This window comes from Dietzia sp. ANT_WB102 (genome assembly GCF_008369165.1).
Taxonomy (GTDB): domain Bacteria; phylum Actinomycetota; class Actinomycetes; order Mycobacteriales; family Mycobacteriaceae; genus Dietzia.
The window spans coordinates 1676581-1702429 of sequence record NZ_VOBA01000001.1 but is presented as its reverse complement, the minus strand read 5'-3'; the positions used below and the strand labels follow the sequence as shown (position 1 = coordinate 1702429).

The window sequence follows — 25849 nt, the reverse complement described above, 5'->3', positions numbered from 1 at the left end:
ATGGCTAAAGCACGCAGCACCCCGTCCAAGAAGATCCGCGCCCAGGAGGGCCGTCGGCCGAAGAAGAACCCGTTGAAGGTCGCGGGTATCGAGACGGTCGACTACAAGGACGTCAACACCCTCCGTACCTTCATCTCCGATCGCGGCAAGATCCGTTCGCGTCGCGTCACCGGCCTCACGCCGCAGCAGCAGCGTCAGGTCGCCGTGGCCGTCAAGAACGCCCGTGAGATGGCTCTCCTGCCGTTCACCAGCCGCTGAGTCACCCTCGGAGCGGTAGCCCGCTGCCGTTCTGACAGTCCTGCGCGTGCCCACCGGGCCGCCGACCGGACAACAGCCACCCGATCGGGGTCGTGCCTCCTGTAGCCAGGAGCGCACGGCCCCGATTGGTTTTCCGGCTTCCCTTACCTCACCCACTCCCTCATCCGACCTGAGGAGGCCCCCAGGTGGCCGGCGTTCTGAACGGCTTCGCCGTGATCGTCGCTCTCGTGGCCCTGGGTTGGCTGCTCGCGCGATCCCAGGTGCTGGGTACGGACTCGCACCTGGTGATCAACCGCCTGGTGTTCTACGTCGCCACCCCTGCGCTCCTTCTCGACGCTCTCGCACGCACGACCCTCGACCAAGTCTTCACCGGCGTGTTCGTGGTGTCCGCCGTGTCAGCGATCGTCATCGCGGTCCTCTACGTTGCCATCGCGCGACTGTGGCTCAACCGTCCAGCCGCCGATCTGGTGGTGGGGGCACTGTCGGCCGGATACGTCAACTCGGCCAATCTCGGCATTCCCATCGCGCTGTACGTGCTCGGGGACCTCGGCTTCGTCATGCCGCTGCTGCTGTTCCAGGTCGTGGTCCTCCAACCCATCGCGATCGCCGTGCTGGAGCGGGCCGCCCGTTCTGAGGGCTCGGACGGAGGCGGCGGCGCTCCCGCGGCGCTCCTGCAGTCGGTCCGTCAACCGATCGTGCTCGCCGCACTCGCTGGCGTGCTGTTGGCCGCGCTGCCCTGGGACCCGCCTGATAGCGTGCTCGAACCCGTGCACCTGGTGGGTCAGATCTCCGTCCCCGGAGCCCTGTTGGTCTTCGGCATGTCGCTCTACGGCGTCAAGGTGCTCGAGGCGGGCGCGTCGCCCCGCCGAGAGATCTTCCTCGCGAGCGCGCTCAAGCTGATCGCCCATCCGCTCCTCGCCTATGCAATCGGCGCGTACCTGCTGGGGATGCGCGACCACGAACTGCTCACAGTCGTGGTGGCAGCCGCGCTGCCCACCGCCCAGAACGTTTTGGTGGTCGCGACCCGCTACGGACACGGAACACTGTTGGCCCGGGATTCGGCGGTACTCACGACCCTTGGCGCGTTACCGGTGCTCTTGCTGGTTTCGGCGCTGCTGGCCTGACTCAGCCCACCCCTGCGGCGATCACCCCGCCGAACACCACCGCGTTGTTGACCCCGTGGAGCACGATGCCGGGAATGATCGACCGGTACCACTCCGCCATCGCGCAGAGTGAAATTCCCACCACGAGCAGGTACGGCAGCGCAGGCGGGAGCAGGTGCACTACGGCGAACGCCGCGCCGGCGAGCGTGGTCCCCGCTACTACCCGGAATCGGGCCCGCAGCGCTGCCAGCACGATGCCTCGGAACACGACCTCCTCCGCCACAGGGACGAGAACCGCCACGGTGAGCATCCCCGACACCATGAAGACGGGCCCGCCGGCGACGAGATCCGTGAGCGCTGCGTCATCCGCGGCCTCGGTCGCCCCCAGGGGGATCAGCACCAGCATCGAGGCGACGGACCCCGTGATCATCACGGCGGGGATCTGCCACATCAGGTGGAGCGGCGAGCGGTCCGGTTGCCGGAGTCCTAGGTCAGCCCAGCGGAGTCCGCGCCGCCGGAGCAGGTGTATCCACACCGCGACCAGCGTGGCCACCGCGGTGCCACCCAGGACGATGAGGGCGACCAGTGCGATGTCAGGGCGTCCGGTACCCGCCGCGCGTGCCGCGAACAGGAACCCGATCACGACGACGACGACGCCTGCCCCATAGAGAAGTACCCACGCCAACGCCGACAGCGCCGCCCGGCCCCGGACCGGCGTGGTCCAGAGTCCGGGGGCGCTGTCGCCCGGTGGAGTCACCTGGGCAGGACCCCGGGTCGCCACTGCGTCGTCATACCAGTCCGTCGACCACCCGGTAGGGCGCGTCGGTGGCTGCCTGCACCTGCTCGAGCGTGACCCCCTCCACGAGCTCAATGAGGGTGAGACCTTCATCGTCACGGTCGAAGACTCCGAGTTCGGTGATGATCCGGTCGACGCACCCCAGCCCGGTCAACGGCAGGGTGATCTCGGAGACGATCTTCGAGGAGCCGTTCTTGGCGACCTGATCCATGACCACGACGATCCGTCGGGCCCCCACCACGAGGTCCATGGCGCCGCCCATGCCCTTGACCATCGCACCGGGAACCATCCAGTTGGCGATGTCGCCTGCCGGGTTGACCTCCATCGCTCCGAGGATGGCCACGTCGATCTTGCCCGAGCGGATCATGCCGAAACTCATCGCGGAGTCGAAGATCGCCGAGCCGGGCAGGGTCGTGACAGTCTCCTTGCCGGCGTTGATCAGGTCCGGGTCCACGTTGTCGGGGTGCGGGTACGGCCCGATACCCAGTAGCCCGTTCTCGGACTGCAGGGTGACGTTGACGCCATCGGGGACATAGTTGGGAACCAGGGTCGGCAGTCCGATCCCGAGGTTGACGTACTGGCCGTCCTCCAGCTCCAGCGCCGCACGGGCGGCCATGGCCTTGCGGTCGCGTCCGATCCTGCTCATCAGCGCTGTCCTTCCGACGGCGGGTTAGTGGTGGTCTTCTCGATCCACTTGGTCTGCGCGACCTGCTCCGGCGTCAGTTCCACGAGACGGTGAACAAAGATGCCGGGGAGGTGGATATCGTCGGGCGCGAGCTCGCCGACCTCGACGATCTTCTCGGCCTCGACGATGCACACCCGGCCGGCCATCGCGGCCAGTGGCGAGAAGTTGCGGGCAGTGAGGTTGAAGCGGAGGTTGCCACTGCGGTCGGCGACCGCCGCACGCACCAGGGAGTAGTCGGCCTCGATGGCCTGCTCCAGGACGTAGGCGTGGCCGCGGATCTCCCGGGTCTCCTTGGGCGGGGAGGCCACCGCGACTCCGCCCTCCGAGTCGTACTTCCACGGCATACCGCCGTCGGCGACGTAGGTGCCGACGCCGGTCCGGGTGTAGAACGCACCGATGCCGGAGCCACCCGCTCGCATCCGCTCGGCGAGCGTGCCCTGCGGTGTGAGCTCGACCTCGAGCTCACCGGCCAGGTATTGGCGGGCGAACTCCTTGTTCTCCCCGACATACGACGAGACGATGCGACGCAGCTTGCCATTCTCCAACAGCATTCCGAGGCCCTTGCCGTCGACACCGGCATTGTTGGAGAACACCTCGAAGTTCCCGACGTCGCGGGCCGCGAGTGCCTCGATGAGGATCTGCGGGATCCCACACAGGCCGAACCCTCCGGCGGCGATGGACGCCCCGTCCGGGATGTCCGCGACGGCCTGCGCCGCGGTCATGATCTTGCTGGACATACACGCGCTCCTTGCTTGGGGTGACGGAGGTCGGGGTACTCAGGCGATCCCGAGGATCTCGATGGCGGTCTTACGCATGTCGACCTTGCGGACCTTGCCCGTGACCGTCATGGGGAATTCGTCGACCACGTGGACGTACTTCGGGATCTTGTGACGGGCGAGCTTGCCGGTGGCGAACTCGCGGACCTGATCGGCGGTGAGGTCGTCGCGCCCCGGCTTGAGCCGGACCCACGCCATGAGCTCCTCGCCGTACCTGGGGTCGGGCACCCCGATCACCTGGGCGTCGAGGATGTCCGGATGGGTATAGAGGAACTCCTCCACCTCACGCGGGTAGATGTTCTCGCCGCCGCGGATGACCATGTCCTTGATGCGGCCGGTGATGCGGACGTATCCGTCGACGTCCATCTCACCGATATCGCCGGTGTGCATCCAGCCTTCGGAGTCGATCGCCTCGGCGGTCTTGTCCGGTTGGTCCCAGTAGCCGAGCATCACGCTGTATCCCTTGGTGCAGAACTCACCGGCTTCGTCTCGCGGCAGGGTGTCGCCGGTCGACGGGTCGACGATCTTGATCTCCAGGTGCGGCCCCGCCCGGCCGACCGTGGACACCCGACGGTCGAGTGAGTCGTCCGAGCGGGTCTGGGTGGACACCGGCGAGGTCTCGGTCATGCCGTAACAGATAGAGACCTCTTCCATGTTCATCCGGTCGATCACCTGGCGCATCGTGGCCTCGGGGCACGGCGAACCGGCCATGATCCCGGTGCGCAGCGACGACAGGTCGTAGGAGTCGAAGTCCTCCAAGGCGAGCTCTGCGATGAACATGGTCGGCACGCCGTACAGGCTCGTGCACTTCTCCTGCACCACCGCCCGCAGCGTGGCCGCGGGGTCGAACGCCGGCGCGGGAATCACCATCGCCGACCCGTGGCTGGTGCACGCGAGGTTGCCCATCACCATTCCGAAGCAGTGGTAGAACGGCACCGGGATGCACACCCGGTCGACCTCCGAGTAGTGGATGGTCTCGCCCACGAAGTACCCGTTGTTGAGAATGTTCGTGTGCGAGAGCGTGGCCCCCTTGGGGAACCCCGTCGTGCCGGAGGTGTACTGGATATTGATCGGGTCGGTGGGCTGCAGCCCAGCGCGGATCGACTCCAGTTCCGCAGTCTGCGTGGGGCCCGAGACCATCGACTCCCACTCCTCGTCGCCGAAGAGTACGACCATCTCGAGGTCCGGGCAGTTCGGCTGGACCTGCGCGAGCATCCCCGTGTAGTCGGAGTCCTTGAACTGGGGTGCCGCCATCACGGCCTTGATCCCGGCCTGCGTGAGGACGTACTCCAACTCGTGGACCCGGTACGACGGGTTGATGTTGACCAGGATGGCGCCGATCTCGGCGGTGGCGTACTGCACCATCACCCATTCCCAGCGGTTGGGCGACCAGATGCCGACCCGGTCGCCGGAACGGATTCCCAGCCGGTGCAGCCCGGAGGCCAGGCGGCGCACATCGGCAAGGAACTCGGTATAGGTCCACCGTCGGTCGGCCTGGACGTCGACGAGTGCGTCGCGGTCGCCGAACTTCTCCACGGTGGCCGCGAGGTTCTCTGGGATCGTCTGGGTGAGCAGGGGGACGTCGGTCTCCCCGCGCGTGTGGGACAGCGCGGGGTCGAGGGGGGTGGAATCGAGATCAGTAATGGTCATCTCGGTACTCCTTGGGGGCGGGGCCGTCGGGCCCGGTGTTATCAGGTGGAGGCGGCCGCGGCGCGACGCATCGTCGCCTCGGCCTGGCGGAAGACGGGACCGTCGACCATGCGACCGTCCAGCTGGAAGACGCCCTGGTTGTGCTCCGCGGCGGCGAGGACCTTGCGGGCCCAGGCCACCTCGTCGTCGTCGGGGGCGTAGGCAGCTCGCACCATCGCCACCTGGGACGGATGGATACACGCCGTGGCCACGAAACCCAGCGCGACGGCGTCGAGGGCCTCGGCGCGCTGTCCGGCGGAGTCGGCGATGTCCAGGTGCACTGAGTCGACCGCCCATCGACCGAACGCGGCCGCGGCGATCGCGACCCGCGCGCGGGCGTGACGGGGAACGTCGCGGTACTCCCCCTCCACTCGGGGGCCACCGGCCTCGATGGACGAGAACCGACTGGTCGACCCGCCCATCGCGGCAAGGAGGTCCTCGGCGCCCCACATCATCCCGGCGCACCCCGGGGCGGCGGCGATCTCCTCCGCGCGGACCACGCCGAGCGGTGTCTCCACCAACGCCAACACCGCGGCGCCGGTCGTCGAATGTAGATCGGTGACCTGCGCGGCGGATTCGGTCTTGGCCAACATCACGCAGCGGTAGTCCGTGTCCGCCAGCGCCTCGAGATCGGCCGCGTAATCGGAGGTGTCGGCCGGGTTGACCCGCACGATCGTGCGCTCCGGGTCGAGCCGCGAGGCCCGCAGAGCGTCGCGGGCGGCAGGGCGCTCCGCCGGAGCGACGGCGTCCTCCAGGTCGATGATCACCACGTCCGCACGGTCGGCGGCCTTACCGAAACGCTCGGGCCGGTCGGCGGGGCAGAACAACAGTGCCGGGCCGGGCGGGACCCAGGCGGGTGCGGGGGTCACTGCGACCCCTCCCCCGACTGGTCGACCGGGCGCTTGCGGACAAGCGTCTTTCGGACGGCTTTGGCCACGATGTCGCCGTGCTGGTTGCGGCCGATGTGCTCGAGGGTCACGATGCCCTCGCCCGGCCGCGACTTCGACTCGCGCTTGTCGGTGCACACGGTCTCCGCGTATAGCGTGTCACCGTGCAGGACCGGCTTGGGGAAGCTGACCTCCGAGAAGCCGAGGTTCGCGACGATCGTGCCCTGCGTGAGCTGAGCGACCGAGAGGCCGACGAGCGTCGACAGCGTGTGCATCGAGTTCATGAGCCGCTCGCCGCCGAAGCCCGGCTGCTCGGCCGACCACGCGGCGTCCAGGTGCAGAGCCTGGGTGTTCATCGTCAGCGTGGTGAACAGGACGTTGTCCGTCTCGGTCATCGTCCGCCCGGGACGGTGGAGGTAGGCGGTACCCACCTCGTACTCCTCGAACCACAACCCGCGCTGGACGACCTCCCGGCGCGCTCCTATACCGTGCTGCTCACTCATCACAGCCCCAGTCCCCGGGCGATCAGCATGAGCTGCACCTCGGTCGTACCCTCGCCGATCTCGAGGATCTTGGAGTCGCGGTAATGCCGCGCCACCGGGTACTCGTTCATGAAGCCGTAGCCGCCGTGGATCTGGGTAGCGTCGCGGGCATTGTCCATGGCAGCCTCGGACGCGACCATCTTGGCGATGGCGGCCTCCTTCTTGAACGGCTTGCCGGCCAGCATGAGACGCGCCGCCTCGTAGTAGGCGCAGCGCGCGGTGTGGGCGCGGGCCTCCATGCGGGCGATCTTGAACGAGATCGCCTGGAACTCGGCGATCTTGCGCCCCATGGATTCACGTTCACGGGCGTACTTCACCGACTCGTCCACGCAGCCCTGCGCGGCGCCGGTGGCCACTGCGGCGATCGCGACACGGCCCTCGTCGAGGATCGACAGGAAGTTCGCGTAGCCGCGACCTTCCTCGCCCAGCAGGTTCTCCACCGGGACGCGCGCATCGGCGAAGGTCAGCGGATGGGTGTCAGAGGAGTTCCAGCCCACCTTGTCGTAGGCCGGCTCCGCGGTGAACCCGGGAGTGCCGGCCGGGACGATGATCGTCGAGATGGCCTTTTTGCCGTTGTCCCGGGTGCCGGTCACGGCCGTGACGGTGACCAGCGACGTGATGTCCGTGCCGGAGTTGGTGATGAACTGCTTGTTGCCGTTCACCACCCACTCGTCGCCATCACGCTTGGCCGTGGTCTTGGTGGCTCCGGCATCCGATCCTGCACCGGGTTCCGTGAGTCCGAAGCCGGCGAGCGCGCGTCCGGCCACCAGGTCGGGAAGCCACTTCTGCTTCTGCTCGTCGTTTCCGAAGTGGTAGAGCGGCATCGCTCCCAGCCCGACGCCCGCCTCGAGCGTCATGGCGGTCGACTGATCGACGCGGCCGAGCTCCTCCAGCGCCAGCGCCAGCGCGAAGTAGTCCCCGCCCATCCCGCCGAACTCCTCGGGGAAGGGCAGACCGAACAGGCCCATGTCGCCCATCTGGGCGACGACCTCGTACGGAAAGGTGTGGTTACGGTCGTGTTCGGCCGAGGCCGGGGCTACCACCTTGTCGGCGAACTCGGCAACCGTCGACTTCAGCTCCGCGTAGTGCTCTTCCAACTCAGGCATTGTGTTCTCCTTGGGCTTCCTCGGCGTCGGCGGTGGGCTCGACGGTGGCGAGCAGATGATCGGCGGGCACCTGCTCGCCGGTAGTGACGTGAACCCGGACCACACCGTCGATCGGTGCGGTGAGGGAGTGCTCCATCTTCATGGCCTCGACGGCCAGAACGTTCTGTCCTGCGGTCACCGCGTCACCGTCGGCGACGAAACACGCGATGACCGCACCGGGCATCGGGCTGAGGATCTGGCCGTCCGACATCCCCGCGTCATGGATCCGCGAGTCGATGAGCGGCAGCAGCCGCAGGTCCCAGGTCCCACCGTCGCCGGCCACCCAGAAGGTGTCCGCAGACCTGGGGTCGGCGGATCGCGCGATGGTCCAGCGCTGCTGGGTGCCGTCGACGGTCAGTCGCAGCGAGGCACCGTCCCGGGCGACGCGCGCACGATGCCGGGCGGAGACCTCGGGCTCCTCGGTGGAGCCGATTGTCGCGTCGGTGATGGTCACCTCGGCGTCGTCGGGCGTCCCTTTCAGGCCGACGGTGACCGCGACGGAGCCAGCGCCGTGGTCCAGTCGGGTCCACACCTCGGCGCGTCCACCGATCCGCCAACCGTTGGGTACGTCCCACGGTCCGCGGCGCTGCGCGGGCACGCGAGCCCAGCGCTCCTCGGTGCGGTGCATCGCCACGGCGATGAGCGCGCCTTCCGGCGCGGGGGTCGCGGAGTAGTCGTCGACGGACCGGTCGAGCAAGCCTGTGTCCAGATCACCGGCGATCACCTCCGGCCGGGAGAGCAGGAAGCGGCAGAAGTCGATGTTCGTCCGCAGCCCCAGGATCTGGGTGCCCGCCAGCGCGGCATCGAGCCGTGCCAGCGCCTCCGCACGGTCGGCGCCGTGGGCGATGACCTTGCCGAGCATCGGGTCGTAGTCGCTGCCGACTACTGTGCCGACGCGCAGTCCGGAGTCCACACGGATCCCGTCGCCCGCGGGCTCCTCCAGCCCGAGCACAGTGCCACCGGTGGGCAGGAAACCCTTGGCAGGGTCCTCTGCGTAGACGCGTGCCTCCATCGCGTGACCCGTCAGAGTGATGTCCTCCTGACGGAGCGTGAGTTCCTCGCCAGCGGCGATGCGGACCTGCCAGTCGACCAGGTCCACCCCGGTGACCATCTCGGTGACCGGGTGCTCGACCTGCAGGCGGGTGTTCATCTCCATGAAGAAGAACTCGTCCGGGGTGTGGGCCGAGACGATGAACTCCACAGTGCCGGCGCCCACGTACCCCACCGAGCGGGCCGCGTCGCAGGCCGCCTTGCCGATGCGCTGTCGGGTGACCTCGTCGAGCAGTGGGCTGGGCGCCTCCTCGATGACCTTCTGGTGACGGCGCTGCAGCGAGCACTCCCGCTCACCCAGGTGGATGACGTTGCCGTGCGTGTCGGCCAGGACCTGCACCTCGATGTGGCGCGGGGTGTCGACGAACCGCTCGAGGAACAGGGTGTCGTCGCCGAAGGCACCTGCCGACTCCCGGCGGGCGGACTCGAGCGCAGCCGGTAGATCGGCGGGATCGGTGACTCGGCGCATCCCCTTGCCGCCACCACCGGCGGAGGGCTTGACGAGGACCGGGTACCCGACCTCGGCGGCACCGGCGATCAGGTCGTCGTCGGTCAGTCCCGGCCGGGAGATCCCGGGAACGGTGGGGACGTCACGCGCGGACACCGCCGCCTTGGCGGTGATCTTGTCGCCCATGGTCTCGATGGCCGACGCAGGCGGTCCGATGAAGATCAGGCCGGCGTCCTCGAGCGCCCGCGCGAACCGCGAGTTCTCGGACAAGAAGCCGTAGCCCGGGTGCACGGCCTGAGCGCCGGTCCGGCGGCACGCGTCGATGACCTTCTCGATATCGAGGTAGGACTGCGAGGCCTGGGCCGGGCCGAGGCGAACCGCGGCGTCGGCCATGCGCACGTGCAGCGCGTCCGCGTCCGCATCGGAGTAGACGGCGACCGAGCGGATACCCGCTGCTCGCAGCGAGCGGATCACGCGACACGCGATCTCTCCGCGGTTGGCCACCAGGACGGTGTGGAGTTTCTGTGACAGGTTCTCTGACATGGCGCTGCTCACATCCTGAAGACGCCGTTGTTGACCGGCTCGAGGGGGGCGTTGGCCGCGGCCGCGAGGGCCAGACCTAGGACAGTTCGGGTGTCGGCTGGGTCGATGATCCCGTCGTCCCACAGACGGGCCGTGGAGTAGTACGCCGTGGACTGCTCCTCGAACTGCTCCCTGATCGGGGCGGTGAACTCGGCCTGCTGCTCGTCGGTCCACTCCCCGCCCGCCTTGGTGACCTGCGTGGCGCGCACCGAGGCCAGCGTGTCCGCTGCCTGCGGGCCGCCCATCACCGCGATCTTGGCATTGGGCCACATCCACAGGAAGCGCGGGGAGTACGCGCGTCCACACATGGAGTAGTTTCCGGCCCCGAAGGATCCACCGACGACGATCGTGAATTTGGGGACCCGGGCGCAGGCCACGGCTGTGACCATCTTGGCGCCGTTCTTGGCGATGCCGCCCGCCTCGTACTGGCGGCCCACCATGAAGCCGGTGATGTTCTGCAGGAAGACGAGGGGGATCTTGCGGCGGTCGCACAGTTCGATGAAGTGCGCACCCTTGAGGGCGGACTCGGAGAAGATGACGCCGTTGTTGCCGATGATCCCCACCGGATGCCCGTGGATGTGGGCGAACGCGGTGACCATCGACGTGCCGTAGTTCTCCTTGAATTCGGAGTACTCACCGCCGTCGACGATCGTGCCGATGATGTCGCGCACGTCGTAGGGCTGGCGGGAGTCGACCGGGACAAGGTCATAAAGGTCGGACTGCGGGCGGACGGGATCGCGGGGCTCGAGCACCTCCCAGTCCGGCTCGGGGGCGGGCGGGCAGGTCGCCACGATCCGACGGACCTTCATGAGCGCGTCGTAGTCGTCGTCGGCCAGGTGGTCCACGACCCCGGAGGTTTTGGCGTGGAGGTCGCCCCCACCGAGCTCCTCGGCGGTGACCTCCTCCCCGGTCGCCGCCTTCACCAGCGGCGGACCGGCGAGAAAGATGGTGCCCTGGTTTCGGACGATCACGGCCTCGTCACTCATCGCGGGCACGTACGCGCCGCCGGCGGTGCACGACCCCATGACCGCGGCGATCTGCGGGATTCCGTTGGCGGACATGTTCGCCTGGTTGTAGAAAATCCGGCCGAAGTGATCGCGGTCCGGGAAAACTTCGTCCTGCTGCAGCAGCATCGCCCCGCCGGAGTCCACGAGGTAGATGCACGGCAGGTTGTTGGCCATCGCGACTTCCTGGCCGCGAAGGTGCTTCTTCACCGTCATCGGGTAGTAGGTGCCGCCCGAGACCGTCGCATCGTTAGCAATGATCAGACATTCGCGGCCCGACACACGGCCGATCCCGGCGACGACGCCAGCAGCGGGGGCCTTACCCCCGTACATGTCCTCCGCGGCGAGCGGCGAGAGCTCGAGGAATGGGCTGCCCGGGTCGACCAGGACGTCCACTCGTTGGCGGGCGAGCAGTTTGCCGCGCTCGAGGTGTCGCGTACGAGCCTTCTCACCGCCGCCCTGCGCGGCCCGTTCGAGGCGCTCGCGGAGGTCAGCGAGAAGTACCTCGTGGGCCTGGCGATTGGTGGTCGCGGAAGTCATCAGCGCCGCTCCCTTTCAGTTAAGTTCGACTAACTGAAACCGACGATAGTGCTGCGGCTCACAAAAGTCCAGACCCGAAGCGCAACCACGGCCGCATACTTCTGGGCCGACAATCGGGAAGCACGAGCCCGGCCGGACGCGCTGCGTCTTCGACATGTGCTGCCCGAATGCGCGCCTGAACAGGGGTTACGCTGCGAATGTGGACCAAAGGCGCCGCGTAAGCCACAGGGGCAGCGCACGCCAGCCCGGATACGTTGCCGGATTGATCAACGCCACAACCTGCCATCCGGATCACGCCGAGTGCGGTCAGCAGACGCTCCCCTCGAGTGGACACGGCACGTCAGACGCACGGCGACTAACTGACCACTTTCGTGACCCCCGCCCTACAGTGGGAGAGTGACCGACACCACAGCAGGCGCGCCACCAGAGTCCGGGACCGGGCGGCTCCACGCCTACCGCGACGACGCACTCGGATACGACGACGCCACCGCCCTCGCCGCACAGGTCCGCAATCGGGAGGTGTCGCCGACCGAACTCGTCGAGGCCGCCATCGAGCGGTGCGAGCAACTGGATCCGACACTTGGCGCGCTGGTCTACACCGATTTCGACCGGGCCCGCGACGACGCGCGCAAGTACGCGGGCTCGCATATGTCCACCCCGCTGGGAGGCGTGCCCTCGGCTTTCAAGGACGCTGTTCGGGTGGAGGGCGCCCCGATGCGGCTCGGCTCCCCCGCCGTCCCCGACAGCAGGGCACTGCTCGACGGCGAGTATGCGCGTGCGTTCCGCGCCACCGGCCTCATCCCGGTGGGCATCACCGCGATGCCCCCTTTCGGCTGGACCGCCGCGACGGAACGACAGGGAGGGCTGGTCACCCGCAATCCATGGAACACCGCCCGCACAAGTGGGGGGTCCTCCGGCGGCTCAGCAGCCTTGGTCGCTGCGGGCGCGTTGCCGATCGCGCACGCCAACGACGGCGGCGGGTCGGTTCGTATCCCCGCGGCCGTGACCGGACTCGTCGGGTTCAAGCCGAGCCGCGGTAGGCACGCCGACGAAACGTTCACGCACCGGATGCCGATCCCCATCGTGTCCCAGTCCGTGGTGTCCCGTTCCGTACGCGACACCGCCACCTTCCTCACCGCGGTCGAGGCGAGCCACCGCCCGGTCGGGGTGCCGCCGGTGGGGCCGGTTGCCGCCGCCCCGTCGCGGCGCCTGCGCATCGGAATGGTCGAGCAGAGCCCGGCGGGCGGAGCGACCGATGCGGCCACGCTGGCGGTGCTCCGCAAGACCGCCGGGCGCCTAGCGGACCTGGGCCACGAGGTCGTACCAACTGACGCTCCCGTCCCGTCTGGGTTCCGCGACGACTTCATCGCCTACTGGGGGCTGCTCGCCCTGAGTACGTCGGCGTCCGGGCGCAGCCTGTTCGGACCGGCCTTCGATGCCGATCAGCTCGATCCCTTCACCGTCGGGTTGGCCCGGATGGCCCGCCGAAACCTCCCTTCACTCCCCCTGCACATGCTGCGACTGGCGTGGGCCCGGCGACAATACGACGCAAAGTTCGGTGACTTCGACGTCTACATCAACCCGGTGGTCGCGCACGAGACTCCGGAGGTCGGTTACCTGGATGCCGAGCTGCCGTTCGAGACCCACCTCGAGCGGGTGTCGAGTTGGGTGACCTTCACTCCTCTGCAGAACATCGCCGGATCCCCGGCAGTGTCGCTACCCGCCGGTCAAGCACCGGACGGGATGCCCATCGGGGTGCACTTCTCGGCCCGCAGAGGGCAGGACCGCCTCCTGCTCGAACTGGCCTCGGAGTACGAGGCCGCGTACCCGTTCGCCCGGATCTGGGACTGATCTTCAGTCCCCCAGCAGCTGGGTGACGCGAGGGCCGACGCGCTGACGCAGGATGACCTCGGTTCGGGTGCGCAGGACGCCGGGCGTGGCGATGATCGCGCTGAACACCTCCTCGAGGTGGGCGTGGTCGCACGCCACGACGCGACACACGACGTCGAACTCACCGGCGATGCTCACCACCTCGAGCACCTCACGCACCTGCGCCAGACCTGCGCAGGTCTCGTCCAGCTTGGTCTGCGCGACCTGGATGTGCACGAGAGCGCCCAGCGGGTACCCGAGGGCTGCGGGGTCGAGGCTCGGCGCCCAGGAGGCGAGCACGCCGCGGGCCTCGAGCTTGTCGAGCCGAGCCTGGGCGGTGCCCCGGGCCACGCCGAGCCGGCGGGAGAACTCGCGGACCCCGACACGCGGGGCGGCCATGACGATGTCGAGGAGCCGTCGGTCGGTGTCGTCAAGCCTGGGCGATGAGTCCATGTGTCCACGGTATACGACGGCAAGGTGCGCAGTTGGTCCAGTTGTGACCGTCACCAACGGTTCCTATTGTGCAGGGTGTTCGGCCTGGAGATGACCGCGTGACGTACTTCACAGTTCGACCTAGCCTGGGGAGACATCTTTCGTATCGCGAAGGCTAGGTGTTGACGATGACCTCCCTCCTCCACTCCACGGACGGCTCCCACGATGATCTACCGCGGACCGGACAGGCGGACGCCGGATCGTTCTCGCTCTCCGATCGCTACACACGTGAGAGCGGGACGGTCTTTCTCACCGGGATCCAGGCGCTGGTCCGGACCGTCCGCGACCGCGCGCGACTCGACCGCAGGCAGAATTTGCTCACCGCGAGCCTCGTCAGCGGCTACGAGGGGTCACCACTCGCGGGGTACGACCTCGAGTTGGCCAGGCGCTCTGAGTTCCTCGACCCGTTCGACATCGTGCACCGCCCCGCTCTCAACGAGGAGGCCGGGGCCACTGCGGTGATGGGCTCTCAGCTCGCCAGGCGCACGGGCACCCTGCGTGCCACGGCCAACACCCGAGGCGCGGCACTACAGGGTGTCGTGGGGTACTGGTATGGCAAGGCCCCCGGCCTGGACCGCGCCACGGACGCGCTGCGGCACGCCAATCTCATCGGTACCGATCCGCACGGTGGCGCGGTGGCGCTGGTCGGCGACGATCCCGGCGCCAAATCCTCCACCGTGCCGTGCGCCTCGGAGTTGGCGCTTGCCGACCTCTACATGCCCACGCTCTACCCCGCGGATTCACAGGACGTGCTGGACTTCGGCGTCCATGCGGCGATCCTGTCACGGGTCTCGGGCCTGTGGTCGGCCATGAAGGTCTCCGCGCACGTCGCGGATGCCTCATCGACCGCGGTGGTCGATCCGGACCGGATCCTGCCCGTGTACGGGGACCTCGGCACCAGCCCACACGTGCCGTCCGGGCGGCTCCTGGGATCCAGTCTCATGGAGCTCGAGCAGAATCAGCTCACGATCCGGATCCCCCGCGCGCTGGAATACGCCCGCCTCAACCGTCTCAATCGGATCGTGCAGTCGACCTCGAATGACCGGATCGGCATTGTCGCTGCTGGCAAGACTTACCTCGACGTGCGCGAATCGTTGCGCCGTCTGGGGATCGGCGACGACGAGTTAGGCCGTCGCGGGATCCGCATCCTCAAGTTGGGCATGATCTACCCCCTGGAGCGCACGATCCTTGACGAGTTCATGTCCGGGCTTGACGAGGTGATCGTCGTTGAGGAGAAGCGCGACTTCATCGAGACCATGATCCGGGATATCCAGTTCCGCAAGCCCGGTGTCGCGAACGTGGTGGGTAAGGCGCACGAGGACGGATCGACGTTGTTCAGTCGCTTCGGTGAGCTCGACGTAGATTCCGTCACCCGCGGTCTGGCGCAACGTCTCGCCTCGGTCCACGGCATTGAGTCCGCTCGCGCCTGGCTCGACGGTCCGGGGCGAGGGCGCTCCCGTATCGTGCTCCCGCTCGCGACCAGCCGGACCCCCTACTTCTGCTCGGGGTGCCCCCACAACAGTTCGACAAAGGTCGCCGACGGCACCCTCGTCGGCGGGGGCATCGGGTGCCACGCGATGGTGCTCCTGATGGACGAGGAGCAGGTCGGCAACGTCACCGGAGTCACCCAGATGGGCGGCGAGGGGATCCAGTGGACCGGGATGGCGCCGTTCCTCACCGAACGACACATGGTCCAGAACGTCGGCGACGGCACCTTCATGCACTCGGGGTCACTGGCGCTTCGGGCCACCGTGGCCTCCGGCGACAACATCACCTACAAACTGCTTTACAACGGGACAGTGGCCATGACGGGCGGCCAGGACCCGGTCGGCGAGATGAGCCTGCCGGAAATCCTTCGACTGCTGCAGGCGGAGAAGGTCGCCAAGATCGTCGTCACCACAGACAACGTCAAGGCGACCCGCGCACAGGGGCTGCCCCGGGGCGTGGAGGTCCGCGACCGGGTGGACACTCTCGAGGTCCAGCGGGAGCTCGCCGCCATCCCGGGGGTCACGGTTCTCGTCCACGACCAGTTCTGCGCGGCAGAGAAGCGCCGTCACCGCAAGCGCGGCACCTACCCGACCCCGAACGAGCGGGTGGTGATCAACGAGCGCATCTGCGAGGGATGCGGTGACTGCGGAAAGAAATCCAACTGCCTGTCGGTCCACCCCGTCCAGACCGAGTTCGGTCGCAAGACGCAGATCGACCAGTCCACCTGCAACTTCGACTTCTCGTGTCTGCAGGGTGACTGCCCCGCCTTCGTCACCGTGGTCCCCGGCGAGAAGTCCGTGCGGCTGGCGTCGGCACCGGCCCTGGCGGCCGAAGCTGTCGAGGAGCCGGTTCGCGTGGAGGTCGATCCGGATCGCGGCTTCTCCCTGCGATTGACCGGGATCGGCGGCACCGGCATCGTCACGGTCTCGGCGGTCCTGGCCACCGCGGCGGTCCTCGACGGCCGGTCGGCCCGCACCCTGGACATGACCGGGCTCGCCCAGAAGGGCGGCGCGGTGGTCTCCGACGTGCGCGTCGCCCGCACCCCCACGGAGCAGCCTCCGAAGATCGGGGCCGGAGATTGCGACCTGTACCTGTGCTGCGACGGCCTCGTCGGCGCGGACAGCACCCACCTGAAGGTGGCCAGTCCGGATCGCACCACCGCAGTGGTGTCCACCACGCAGATCCCCACCGGCAAGATGGTGATCGACACGGCCGAGCAGTACCCGGCAACCTCGGACATCCAGGCCGTCATCGACCGCGCCACCTCGCGCGGGTTCTACCTCGACCCGGGGGCGCTCACCCAGCAACTCTTCGGGTCCACCCAGACCGCCAACATGCTCATGGTGGGTGCGGCGTACCAGAGCGGCGCCCTGCCCGTATCCGCCAGATCGATCGAGCGGGCGATCGAACTCAACGGGGTGGCCGTCGACGCGAACCTCCAGGCATTCCGCCGCGGCCGGCAGGCGATCGCCGACCCGCAGACCCTGGCGGCACTGGTGACCGAACTGCACCGCCCGGTGGGCACCGCCACTACTGAGCGGCACGTGCCCTCCCCCGTGGCCGAACGGCTACTGACCCGCCTGGCTCCGGATGCCTCTGAGGAGTTGCGCGCGGTGGTCGCCCTGCGAGTCGACGAGCTGATCGCCTATCAAGATGAGGCGTACGCGGCCGACTACCTCCGCCGTGTCGAGGAGGTCCGCGCCGCCGAGGCGCTCCGGGACAGCGACGAGGCCGGGCCGGCCCGCGAGCAACTCAGCTTCGCGGTGGCGCGAAACCTGTTCACCCTCATGGCGTACAAGGACGAGTACGAGGTCGCCCGCCTGGCTGTGGACCCGGAGTTCGCGGCGCGGCTCGACGAGGACTGGGGCGAGGGGGCGGTTGCCAAGCTGCAGCTCCACCCGCCGGTCCTGCGCGCGTTGGGGATGAAGAAGAAGATCTCGATCGGTCCCGGGGCCATGCCGGCGATGAAGGCGCTCGCACGGATGAGGCGGCTCCGCGGTACTCGGATGGACCTGTTCGGCTACGCGGAGGTCCGCCGGGTGGAGCGTGCGCTGCTGGCCGAGTACCGCGATCTCATCGACGACCTCACCGTCGAGCTACGACGGGTGGGCCCGGTGGGCAAGGACGCCACGTGGCGGGGCACCGCCGTGGCGTTGGCTGAATTGCCGGACATGATCCGCGGTTACGAGGAGGTGAAGCTCGGCAACGTCAAGCGCTACCGGGCGGAGCTCAGGTCGCTCCGATCCCGCCTGGACGCCTGACCACGAAACTCTCCAGCCTCGATGCCGATCAGTTCCTCGGCAGCACCGCCACCACGAGAGTCGTGGCTACCGCGGTGAGTACGAGCACCATGCCGACGGTCCCGGCCCACCCTGCCAGCGCGAGGAAGGTGCCGCCGAGGAACCCGAACACCGAGGATCCTGCGTAGTAGCCGAGGTTGTACAGCGAGGTCGACTGGGACCGACCGGCCACCGCCGACGCGCCGGCCCACCCCGCAGCCACGGCGTGCGCGGCGAAGAATCCGGCGGTGAGTACCACCATGCCGAGGATGATCACCCAGATGTTCGGGACGAGCGCGAGGGAGACACCGCCCATCATCAGCAGGTTGCCGCCGATCAACACGGGTTTTCGGCCTAGGCGGGAGGCAAGGACGCCAGCGCGCGGAGAAGACAGTGTGCCGGCGAGATAGGCGAGGAAAATCAGACTGGTCAGCCACAAGGGGAGCTGGAACGGTGGTTCCACTAGGCGAAAGCCCAGGAAGTTGTACATGGCCACGAAGCCGCCCATGGTGAGGAACGCTTGGAGGTAGATCACCACGAGCGTCGGCGAGCGCAGGTTCCCCAGCAGCTGCCCCACGGCCTCGTCGAGCCTGCTGCGCCGGGGTGTGAAGTTGCGTGCCGGAGGAGCGGTGACCGCGAACGTGAGGACACAAACGACCGCGATCGCCGTGACGACCAGCATTCCCGTGCGCCAACCGAGTTGTTCTCCGACAGGCGCGGCGACGATCCTGCCGGTCAGCCCACCGATGGTCGTCCCGGAAACATAGATCCCCGCCGCCACTGCCGCACGGTCAGGGCGCACCTCCTCGCTGAGATAGGCGACGGCCAGAGCCGGCACCCCGCCGAGCATGACGCCCTCCCCAAAGCGCATAGCGAGCATCAGGGGGAAGGTCGGCACGGCCACAGAAAGCAGAGCGAAGACGCACGCCACACCGACCGCCACGAGCATCGCCGGTCTGCGGCCGACCGCGTCGCCGATGTACGACCATGGGATCACCCCGCACGCCAGGCCGAGAGTGGCGGTCGAGATCATCAACGCCGCCCGGTCCGCGGTGACTCCCTGGTCGGCGGCGATCAGCGGAAGGAGCCCCTGGGGGGAGTAGAGCTGGGCGAACGTGGCGATCCCGATGAGGAACAAAGCGATGTGCAGTGGTCGCGTCGTCTCGACTCGTCCTGGTGGCGGCGAGCCGGGCACGCTGCCGGGGTCGACGCAGTTGTCCACGGGAGCCCACTGTACTTCCGGGAGACCGTTCCGCTGGCAGAGACGTGCGGGTGCCGGCCTCGCGCCGTCAGGACCGGAGGGCAGCCGCCGCCATGGCCGTCAACACCTGGCGCAACTCCGCCTCGGCCATGGCCGGCAGCCGCGGGCTCGAGTTGAGCAGACCGAACACCGCGTGGACGTGGGCCCGCGCCTCGATCGATGACAGCTCCGGACGTAGCCGCACCAGGGCGTCTACCCAGAGTTGCGCGTAGTCGCGCTGCAGCCTGCGCACCTCGTGCCTCGGGGTCGCCGGAAGTGAGCCCAGGTCGCGGAACTGCACACTGATCAGATCGGGTTCGGTGGCGACGAAGTCCACGTGCACTTCGAGCAGGGCGTCGAGCACGTCCGCGGGCTCGCCGCCCCGCTCGACCGCGGCGCGCCCACCGTCACGCAGGCGCCGCGATATGTCGAGCAGCATCTCCGCCAGTACGTCCTCCTTGGAGGAGAAGTAGCGGTACATGCCGGGCCCGGAGATGCCGACCTCAGCCCCGATGTCGTCCAACCGGACGGCGTGGAACCCGCGCCGGGCCATGAGGCGGGCGGCGGCAGCGAGGATCTCGTCGCGTCGACGGGCTTTGGCGATGGCGCGCGCGGTCAGCGGGAGCACATGGTCCCGCTGTTCGCCTTCCCCATTGCCCGCGGCCTCCGCTCCCGTCATGTCAGTGGAAGAAGTGCCGGGCGCCGGTGAAGTACATGGTCATCCCGGCCTTCTCCGCGGCCTCGATCACCTCAGCGTCGCGCACGGACCCACCGGGCTGAACCACCGCGCGAACACCGGCCTCGGCGAGGACCTCGAGTCCGTCTGCGAAGGGGAAGAACGCGTCGGAGGCGGCGACGGCTCCGACGACCCGCTCCCCCGCTCGTTGCACCGCGAGGCGCGCCGAGTCGACGCGGTTGACCTGGCCCATGCCCACGCCGACGGTGGCACCGGCGTGTGCGAGCAGGATGGCGTTGGACTTGACCGCGCGGCAGGCGCGCCAGGCGAACAGCAGGTCGCGCAGGGTCTGCTCGTCGGCGTCGGCGCCGCACGCCTTGGTCCACCCGGCCACCACGTCACCGTCGGCGTCCAGGGCGTCGCGCTGCTGGATGAGCACTCCGCCGGAGATCTGCTTGCGCTCGACCTCGCGCACGGCGGGCGGCTGGGCGGAGAGGATGCGGATGTTCTTCTTGCGCTGGAGGATCTCGACGGCGCCGTCGGCGTAGGACGGCGCGATGATGACCTCGGTGAAGATTTCGGAGACCTGCTCCGCCATCTCGACGCTGACCTCGCGGTTGGCGGCGATCACGCCGCCGAACGCGCTGACCGGGTCGCACTCGTGCGCGGCGCGGTGCGCGGCCGCGATGTCGGCGTCGATCGCGATGCCGCACGGGTTGGCGTGCTTGATGATCGCGACACACGGCTCCGCATGGTCGAAGGCGGAACGCCACGCGGCGTCGCCGTCGACGTAGTTGTTGTAGCTCATCTCCTTGCCGTGCAGCTGCGTGGCCTGCGCGAGGCCGGGCGCGGCGGCCGCGTCGATGTAGAGGGCCGCGCTCTGGTGCGGGTTCTCGCCGTACCGAAGCGTGGCGGCCAGGTCGAGACTCTGCCCCTGCCACACCGGGAACCCTGCGACGCCGTCGTCGTCGGCATCCGCGGTCTGTGCGGTCATCCAGGTGGCCACAGCGACGTCGTAGGCGCCGGTGTGGCGGAACGCGGCGGCCGCCAGGCGCCGGCGCTGGGTGAGAGTGAATCCGCCCGCCGCGACGGCCTCGAGCGCGTCGCGGTACTCGGCCGGATCGACGAGCACGGCCACCGACGGGTGATTCTTGGCTGCTGCGCGCACCATTGAGGGTCCGCCGATGTCGATCTGCTCCACGCAGGCGTCGTAGTCGGCGCCGGAGGCGACGGTGTCGGTGAAGGGATAGAGGTTGACGACGACGAGCTCGAACGGCTCCACACCGAGGTCGGCGATCTGCTCGAGATGCTCCGGCTTGCGGGTGTCGGCCAGAATTCCGGCGTGGACCCGCGGGTGCAACGTCTTCACCCGACCCTCGAGACATTCCGGGAACCCGGTCAGCGCGTCGACGGGCGTCACGGGGACCCCGGCGTCGGCGATACGCTGCGCCGTCGACCCGGTGGAGACGATCTCGACCCCGGCGTCGGCGAGCCCCCGGGCGAGCTCGGAGAGCCCCGTCTTGTCGTAGACACTGATGAGTGCGCGGCGGACGGGCCTGCGGGAATCGGTCACGTTAGGTGCACCTTTCGACCTTCGATGTGGAGTCGGCCACGGGCGGCGGCCGCGAGGACGTCGACGAGCAGCTCGCGCTCGACGACCTTGATGCGTTCGTGGAGGGTGGCCTCCGTGTCGTCCGGGTGGACGTGGACGGCACGCTGCGTGATCACGGGCCCGGTGTCCACCCCGGCGTCGACCAGGTGGACCGTGCAGCCGGTGACGGCCACCCCGTAGGCGAGCGCGTCACGCACCGCGTGTGCGCCGGGGAAGGCCGGCAGCAACGCCGGATGGGTGTTGACGACGCGCCCGGCGAACGCTCCGAGGAACGCCGCACCGAGGATGCGCATGAAGCCCGCCGAGACCACCCAGTCGGGCGCGAACCCGCTCACCACGTCGGTCAGCGCGCGGTCCCAGGCGGCGCGGTCGAGGTGGTCGCCGGGCCGGACGACGGCCGTGGGGAGGCCGACTCGGTCAGCCCGGGCGACGGCTTCGCAGTCGCGGTCGGAAACCAGGGCGACGATGCGGTACGGGCAATCGGGCGTGTTGGAGGCCTCGAGCACGCTCTGCGCGACGGTTCCGGAGCCGGACGCCATCAGCACGACCCGGCAGGTCTCGCCTGACGCTGAACTGACGAGATCGGCGTTGAGGGTCTCGCTACCGACCACGTCCGGCTCTCCTACCCATCGATGCACTTACCCGCCGGGTGCGCGGGCCACGGGTGGGAGTCTAGTCGGCCGCCCCCCGGCCCTCGTCAGGCAGACCGGTCGAATCATCCGCGTCAGCCCGTGCATCCTCGGGTCCAGCGTCCTCCGGTCTGGGCTCTGCGGCCTGCGGGTCCTCGGCCGCCGCAGGAGAGGGCGGGTCGTCGTCGCCCGCCGCATCCTCGTCCGGAGCAGCGTCGGAGGTTGTCTCCACGTCCACCGGGGCGCCTGTACCGGGCCGCCCGAGGTGCGCCTCGTCGTCGTCGTCGACCAGGTGTCCGTGCTCGTCGTCATGCGCGCCGTCGTGCTCGTCGCTGGCCGCATCGTTTCGGGTCTCATCGTCGCGGCCCTCATCGTCGCGGCCCTCATCGTCGCGGCCCTCATCGTCGCGGCCCTCATCGTCGACACCTTCCTCGACGGGGTGCTCGTCGCCCGCAACCACAGAGCCCCCGCCGACAGAGTCCTCAGCCACATCATCTTCGGCCAGGGGCCCCTCGGCCGGGGCGTCGTCCATCACGGTGCCCACTCGCCGCCGGCGTCGATCCAGTTCGCTCTCAGCGCGTTCTCGGCGCCGCGTCAGGCCCGCCAGGGACAGTGCGATGGTCGCCGATCCGATGATGCCGAACAGCAGCAGGGCCATCGACGCCGCGATGAGCGACCCTGTACCGACCGTGCCGAGCATCCCCAGCTGCCCGCCCGCCACAACGGGGCTCACCGCGATCACCAGCGCCACGATCGCTGCGGCCAGCCACGTCGCCTTGACCGCGTCGACAGTCGTGCGGAACCAGTGCGCTACCGACCGTGCGAGCCCGGCTGCCACCAACGCCGTCGCCAGCAGCAGCCCCTGCACCACCCAGTGCGGGTTGGTGGTGGGCAGCATTGCCGCCAACGGCACCTCGGGCATTGGCCCGCGCGACACCGCAAACACGCTGAAAGAGGCCTCGCCTAAGTGAGCCTCCCCGCCGACCATCAGTGCGGCCCCCGCCATCACCACGTTGGGCAGGTACGCCACCGAGATCCCGGCGAGTGAAGCAGTGCCCGCGAAACCCTTGCCTATTTCGAGGACCGAGCCCACCGGCTCCCACGCCAAAACCAGCCCGACCAACACCAACAGCGTCACCATCGCCCACGTCGCGGCGACAAACGCTGTTCCGAGGTGGATACCGCCGCGGATCCACAGTGGGAGGATTTCCCGCAGCTCGCTACGGAAGTACAGCCACACACCGAGCCCCGAACCGACGATCCCCACGCTTGCGGTCCAGAGCAGCGCGGTGGCCAGAGACGATTCGCGCACCGCGAAATCCGATGCTGCGGATCCCACCACCAGTGTCGCGAACACGGTCAGCAGCAGTCCCGCGACCGTCACACCGGCCACGGCCGCGCCGGCCTCACGAGGTCCCGGCTGCTCGACGTCCGCCAATACCGCCCGGGTCTGCCTGGCCACGATCGCCACGTAGAGCAGCGGGGGCAACAACGGTAGGAACCCGAGTTCCACCTGGTCCACGGTCAGCGGTACCCGGTTGACGACCAACCATTCCACCGCGACGACCGCGAACAGCGAGTCGAAGCCGTCCGCGGCGAACAGCAGCACTGCCAGCGTGAGCGCCGCCAGCACCAGTACGGAGACAATGACGGGCAGCGCCGCGGCTGCCGCCGTCCACAACAACGAGCGGGCGCCCGCAGGCGACCGACTCGCCGCGGGCCGGATGACGCGTGGAGGACTCACTCTGACCACCGTAGATTCCCGCCCGCGCGGGGCACTCCCGGCGCGCCGCGACCCCCGCCATCCGGAGATGACGGGGGTCGCTGAGGCGCGCTATTTCGCGGTGGTCGGCCCGACCACCGCGAGTGGATCACATGGCGTCGAGGAGCTCCTTGGCGAGCTGGGCGGCCTCGGACGGCGTCTTGCCGACCTTGACACCCGCGGCCTCGAGGGCCTCCTTCTTAGCCTGCGCAGTGCCCGAGGAGCCGGAGACGATGGCGCCGGCGTGGCCCATCGTCTTGCCCTCGGGTGCAGTGAAGCCGGCGACATAACCGACGACCGGCTTGGTGACGTTGGCCTTGATGTAGTCGGCCGCACGCTCCTCGGCGTCGCCACCGATCTCGCCGATCATGACGATGACCTTGGTCTCCGGGTCGTTCTCGAAGGCCTCGATGCAGTCGATGTGCGTGGTGCCGATGATCGGGTCACCACCGATGCCGATGGCGGTCGAGAAGCCGTAGTCGGCCAGCTCGTACATCATCTGGTAGGTCAGGGTGCCCGACTTGGACACGAGCCCGACCGGGCCCTTGCCCGCAATGTTGGCCGGGGTGATGCCGACCAGCGACTCGCCGGGCGTGATGATGCCCGGGCAGTTCGGTCCGATGATCCGGGTCTTGTTGCCCTTCGCGAGGTTGTAGTTCCACGCGGTGGCGGTGTCCAGGACCGGGGCGCCCTCGGTGATAACCACGGCGAGCGGGATCTCCGCGTCCACGGCCTCGATGATGGCGTCCTTGGTGAACGGCGGCGGGACGAACAGGATCGTCGTGTCGGCACCGGTGGCCTCCATGGCCTCCTTGACGGAGCCGAAGACAGGCAGCTCGATGTCGTTACCGTCTGCGTCCTTGTGGGACACGGTGGTGCCGGCCTTGCGGGCGTTGACGCCGCCGACGACCTGGGTGCCGGCCGCGAGCATGCGGGCGGTGTGCTTGGTGCCCTCGCCGCCGGTGATGCCCTGGACGATGACCTTGTTGTCCTTGTTGAGGAAAATCGACATGTGTGTAAGGTCCTCTGTTTCTTACTTGGCGGCCAGCTCGGCGGCCTTGTCGGCGCCGGAGTCCATGTTGTCGGCCAGGGTCACGAGCGGGTGGTTCGCCTCGGCGAGGATGCGACGACCCTCCTCGACGTTGTTGCCGTCGAGACGGACCACGAGGGGCTTGTTGGCCTCGTCGCCCAGGATTTCCAGGGCCTTGACGATGCCGTTCGCGACCGCGTCACAGGCGGTGATGCCACCGAAGACGTTGACGAACACGCTCTTGACCTGCTCGTCGCCGAGAATGACGTCGAGCCCGTTGGCCATGACCTCGGCCGAGGCGCCGCCACCGATGTCCAGGAAGTTGGCGGGCTTGACGCCGCCGTGGTTCTCGCCGGCGTAGGCGACGACGTCGAGCGTGGACATGACCAGCCCGGCGCCGTTGCCGATGATGCCGACCTGTCCGTCGAGCTTGACGTAGTTGAGGTCGTTCTCCGCGGCCTTCTGCTCGAGCGGATCGGTGGTGCCCGCATCGGCGAAGTCGGCGAAGGTCTCCTTGTGGCGGAACTCGGCGTTCTCGTCCAGGGTGACCTTGCCGTCGAGGGCAAGGATCTCATCGTTCGGCGTGCGCACGAGCGGGTTGACCTCGACCAGCGAGGCGTCCTCGTTGATGAACACGTCGTACAGCTTGGCGATGGTCACCGCAGCGGCGTCCAGCACCTCTTCCGGCAGGTGGCCGGCCTTCGCGATCTCGCGGGCCTTGGCCACGTCCACACCGACCGTGGGGTCAATGTTGATCTTGGCGAGGCGGTCCGGAGACTCCTCGGCGACCTGCTCGATCTCGACGCCGCCCTCGACCGAGCACATTGCCAGGTAATTGCGGTTGGCGCGGTCGACGAGGAAGGAGATGTAGTACTCCTCAGCGATATCGCTGGCCTCGGCGACGAGCAGCTTCTTAACGATGTGGCCCTTGATGTCCAGGCCCAGAATGTCCTCGGCCCGGGCGCGGGCCTCCTTGGCATCCTCTGCCAGCTTCACGCCGCCGGCCTTACCGCGGCCACCGACCTTCACCTGAGCCTTGACGACGACAGGCTTGCCGATCTCGGCTGCGACCTTCTCGGCCTCTTCCGCGGTGTCCGCGACGCGCCCCGGGGTGGTGGGCACGTCATGCTTCGCGAAAAGAGCCTTTGCCTGGTATTCAAAGAGATCCATCAGCTCACCATCTTGACGTGGGTAGATTCGCCCGGCCCTGTTGTAAAGCCGAGTCGAGCCTCATCCTAGGCGTGTGGTGTGTTCCCCGTCGCACCCT

21 protein-coding genes are annotated in these 25849 nt (G+C 68.4%); 4 read left to right on the top strand and 17 right to left on the bottom strand.

The window, feature by feature from the left end; translation table 11 throughout:
* Positions 1-258, top strand: a complete 258-nt coding sequence (gene rpsR, locus FQ137_RS07870) for a 30S ribosomal protein S18 (RefSeq protein WP_007632792.1) — start codon at positions 1-3, stop codon at positions 256-258.
* Positions 259-443: 185 nt separating this feature from the next.
* Positions 444-1382: an AEC family transporter gene (locus FQ137_RS07865; protein ID WP_149291899.1), complete on the top strand. Its 939-nt coding sequence runs from the start codon at positions 444-446 to the stop codon at positions 1380-1382.
* Position 1383: 1 nt separating this feature from the next.
* On the opposite strand, the gene FQ137_RS07860 is transcribed toward FQ137_RS07865, so the two are convergent.
* Genes FQ137_RS07860 through FQ137_RS07820 form a run of 9 tightly spaced genes read right to left on the bottom strand, consistent with a single transcriptional unit; the run spans position 1384 to position 11505 of the window.
* Positions 1384-2118 carry a CPBP family intramembrane glutamic endopeptidase gene (locus tag FQ137_RS07860; protein ID WP_255583797.1) on the bottom strand — a complete coding sequence of 245 codons (735 nt, stop codon included), beginning with the start codon at positions 2116-2118 and terminating at the stop codon, positions 1384-1386.
* 31 nt (positions 2119-2149) lie between these two features.
* Complete coding sequence (locus FQ137_RS07855; RefSeq protein WP_149291898.1) at positions 2150-2803, bottom strand: 3-oxoacid CoA-transferase subunit B; 654 nt, start codon at positions 2801-2803, stop codon at positions 2150-2152.
* Complete coding sequence (locus FQ137_RS07850) at positions 2803-3579, bottom strand: CoA transferase subunit A (protein ID WP_149291897.1); 777 nt, start codon at positions 3577-3579, stop codon at positions 2803-2805. The genes FQ137_RS07855 and FQ137_RS07850 overlap by 1 nt, the downstream gene beginning before the upstream one ends.
* Before the next feature lie 39 nt (positions 3580-3618).
* A complete protein-coding gene (locus FQ137_RS07845) occupies positions 3619-5268 on the bottom strand; it encodes an AMP-binding protein (RefSeq protein ID WP_149291896.1) in 1650 nt (549 codons plus the stop codon).
* Between the two features lie 41 nt (positions 5269-5309).
* Positions 5310-6176: a CoA ester lyase gene (locus FQ137_RS07840; protein WP_149291895.1), complete on the bottom strand. Its 867-nt coding sequence runs from the start codon at positions 6174-6176 to the stop codon at positions 5310-5312.
* Entirely contained in the window at positions 6173-6697 is a 525-nt protein-coding gene (locus FQ137_RS07835) for a MaoC family dehydratase (RefSeq protein WP_149291894.1), read from the bottom strand. The genes FQ137_RS07840 and FQ137_RS07835 overlap by 4 nt, the downstream gene beginning before the upstream one ends.
* Entirely contained in the window at positions 6697-7842 is a 1146-nt protein-coding gene (locus FQ137_RS07830) for an acyl-CoA dehydrogenase family protein (protein WP_149291893.1), read from the bottom strand. The genes FQ137_RS07835 and FQ137_RS07830 overlap by 1 nt, the downstream gene beginning before the upstream one ends.
* Complete coding sequence (locus FQ137_RS07825; protein WP_149291892.1) at positions 7835-9922, bottom strand: acetyl/propionyl/methylcrotonyl-CoA carboxylase subunit alpha; 2088 nt, start codon at positions 9920-9922, stop codon at positions 7835-7837. Before FQ137_RS07825 ends, FQ137_RS07830 begins: the two co-directional genes overlap by 8 nt.
* 8 nt (positions 9923-9930) lie before the next feature.
* Positions 9931-11505, bottom strand: coding sequence for a carboxyl transferase domain-containing protein (locus tag FQ137_RS07820; protein ID WP_149291891.1), 1575 nt, complete (start codon positions 11503-11505; stop codon positions 9931-9933).
* Between the two features lie 396 nt (positions 11506-11901).
* On the opposite strand from FQ137_RS07820, the gene FQ137_RS07815 reads away from it, so the two are divergent.
* A complete protein-coding gene (locus FQ137_RS07815; RefSeq protein WP_149291890.1) occupies positions 11902-13356 on the top strand; it encodes an amidase in 1455 nt (484 codons plus the stop codon).
* Positions 13357-13359: 3 nt separating this feature from the next.
* Here FQ137_RS07815 and FQ137_RS07810 read toward each other — a convergent pair whose 3' ends face one another.
* Entirely contained in the window at positions 13360-13827 is a 468-nt protein-coding gene (locus FQ137_RS07810; protein WP_149291889.1) for an Lrp/AsnC family transcriptional regulator, read from the bottom strand.
* 167 nt (positions 13828-13994) lie between these two features.
* Between FQ137_RS07810 and FQ137_RS07805 the strand changes: the two genes are divergently transcribed.
* Complete coding sequence (locus FQ137_RS07805; protein ID WP_149291888.1) at positions 13995-17615, top strand: indolepyruvate ferredoxin oxidoreductase family protein; 3621 nt, start codon at positions 13995-13997, stop codon at positions 17613-17615.
* Between the two features lie 28 nt (positions 17616-17643).
* Here the strand turns inward: FQ137_RS07805 and FQ137_RS07800 are convergent, their stop codons facing one another.
* The 7 genes from FQ137_RS07800 to sucC all read right to left on the bottom strand — a co-directional run bounded on the left by FQ137_RS07800 (position 17644) and on the right by sucC (position 25752).
* Complete coding sequence (locus tag FQ137_RS07800) at positions 17644-18855, bottom strand: MFS transporter (protein WP_149291887.1); 1212 nt, start codon at positions 18853-18855, stop codon at positions 17644-17646.
* 67 nt (positions 18856-18922) lie between these two features.
* Positions 18923-19552 carry a TetR/AcrR family transcriptional regulator gene (locus tag FQ137_RS07795; protein ID WP_149291886.1) on the bottom strand — a complete coding sequence of 210 codons (630 nt, stop codon included), beginning with the start codon at positions 19550-19552 and terminating at the stop codon, positions 18923-18925.
* 1 nt (position 19553) lies between these two features.
* Positions 19554-21122: a bifunctional phosphoribosylaminoimidazolecarboxamide formyltransferase/IMP cyclohydrolase gene (gene purH / locus FQ137_RS07790; RefSeq protein WP_149291885.1), complete on the bottom strand. Its 1569-nt coding sequence runs from the start codon at positions 21120-21122 to the stop codon at positions 19554-19556.
* Entirely contained in the window at positions 21119-21700 is a 582-nt protein-coding gene (gene purN / locus FQ137_RS07785) for a phosphoribosylglycinamide formyltransferase (RefSeq protein WP_149292712.1), read from the bottom strand. The genes purH and purN overlap by 4 nt, the downstream gene beginning before the upstream one ends.
* 133 nt (positions 21701-21833) lie before the next feature.
* Entirely contained in the window at positions 21834-23534 is a 1701-nt protein-coding gene (locus tag FQ137_RS07780; RefSeq protein WP_223146494.1) for a DUF6350 family protein, read from the bottom strand.
* 127 nt (positions 23535-23661) lie between these two features.
* Positions 23662-24564 (bottom strand): succinate--CoA ligase subunit alpha, encoded by a 903-nt coding sequence (gene sucD / locus FQ137_RS07775; protein WP_149291884.1) that lies wholly within the window; start codon positions 24562-24564, stop codon positions 23662-23664.
* A 21-nt stretch (positions 24565-24585) separates the two neighbouring features.
* Complete coding sequence (gene sucC / locus FQ137_RS07770) at positions 24586-25752, bottom strand: ADP-forming succinate--CoA ligase subunit beta (protein WP_149291883.1); 1167 nt, start codon at positions 25750-25752, stop codon at positions 24586-24588.
* Between the last annotated feature and the right edge of the window lie 97 nt (positions 25753-25849).

Coding starts and splice junctions, on each gene's coding strand:
- rpsR (WP_007632792.1), top strand. CDS start 1: ATGGCTAAAGCACGCAGCACCCCGTCCAAGAAGATCCGCGCCCAGGAG.
- FQ137_RS07855 (WP_149291898.1), bottom strand. CDS start 2,803: ATGAGCAGGATCGGACGCGACCGCAAGGCCATGGCCGCCCGTGCGGCG.
- FQ137_RS07850 (WP_149291897.1), bottom strand. CDS start 3,579: ATGTCCAGCAAGATCATGACCGCGGCGCAGGCCGTCGCGGACATCCCG.
- FQ137_RS07845 (WP_149291896.1), bottom strand. CDS start 5,268: ATGACCATTACTGATCTCGATTCCACCCCCCTCGACCCCGCGCTGTCC.
- FQ137_RS07835 (WP_149291894.1), bottom strand. CDS start 6,697: ATGAGTGAGCAGCACGGTATAGGAGCGCGCCGGGAGGTCGTCCAGCGC.
- FQ137_RS07830 (WP_149291893.1), bottom strand. CDS start 7,842: ATGCCTGAGTTGGAAGAGCACTACGCGGAGCTGAAGTCGACGGTTGCC.
- FQ137_RS07825 (WP_149291892.1), bottom strand. CDS start 9,922: ATGTCAGAGAACCTGTCACAGAAACTCCACACCGTCCTGGTGGCCAAC.
- FQ137_RS07820 (WP_149291891.1), bottom strand. CDS start 11,505: ATGACTTCCGCGACCACCAATCGCCAGGCCCACGAGGTACTTCTCGCT.
- FQ137_RS07810 (WP_149291889.1), bottom strand. CDS start 13,827: ATGGACTCATCGCCCAGGCTTGACGACACCGACCGACGGCTCCTCGAC.
- FQ137_RS07805 (WP_149291888.1), top strand. CDS start 13,995: ATGACCTCCCTCCTCCACTCCACGGACGGCTCCCACGATGATCTACCG.
- FQ137_RS07795 (WP_149291886.1), bottom strand. CDS start 19,552: ATGACGGGAGCGGAGGCCGCGGGCAATGGGGAAGGCGAACAGCGGGAC.
- purN (WP_149292712.1), bottom strand. CDS start 21,700: ATGGCGTCCGGCTCCGGAACCGTCGCGCAGAGCGTGCTCGAGGCCTCC.
- sucD (WP_149291884.1), bottom strand. CDS start 24,564: ATGTCGATTTTCCTCAACAAGGACAACAAGGTCATCGTCCAGGGCATC.
- sucC (WP_149291883.1), bottom strand. CDS start 25,752: ATGGATCTCTTTGAATACCAGGCAAAGGCTCTTTTCGCGAAGCATGAC.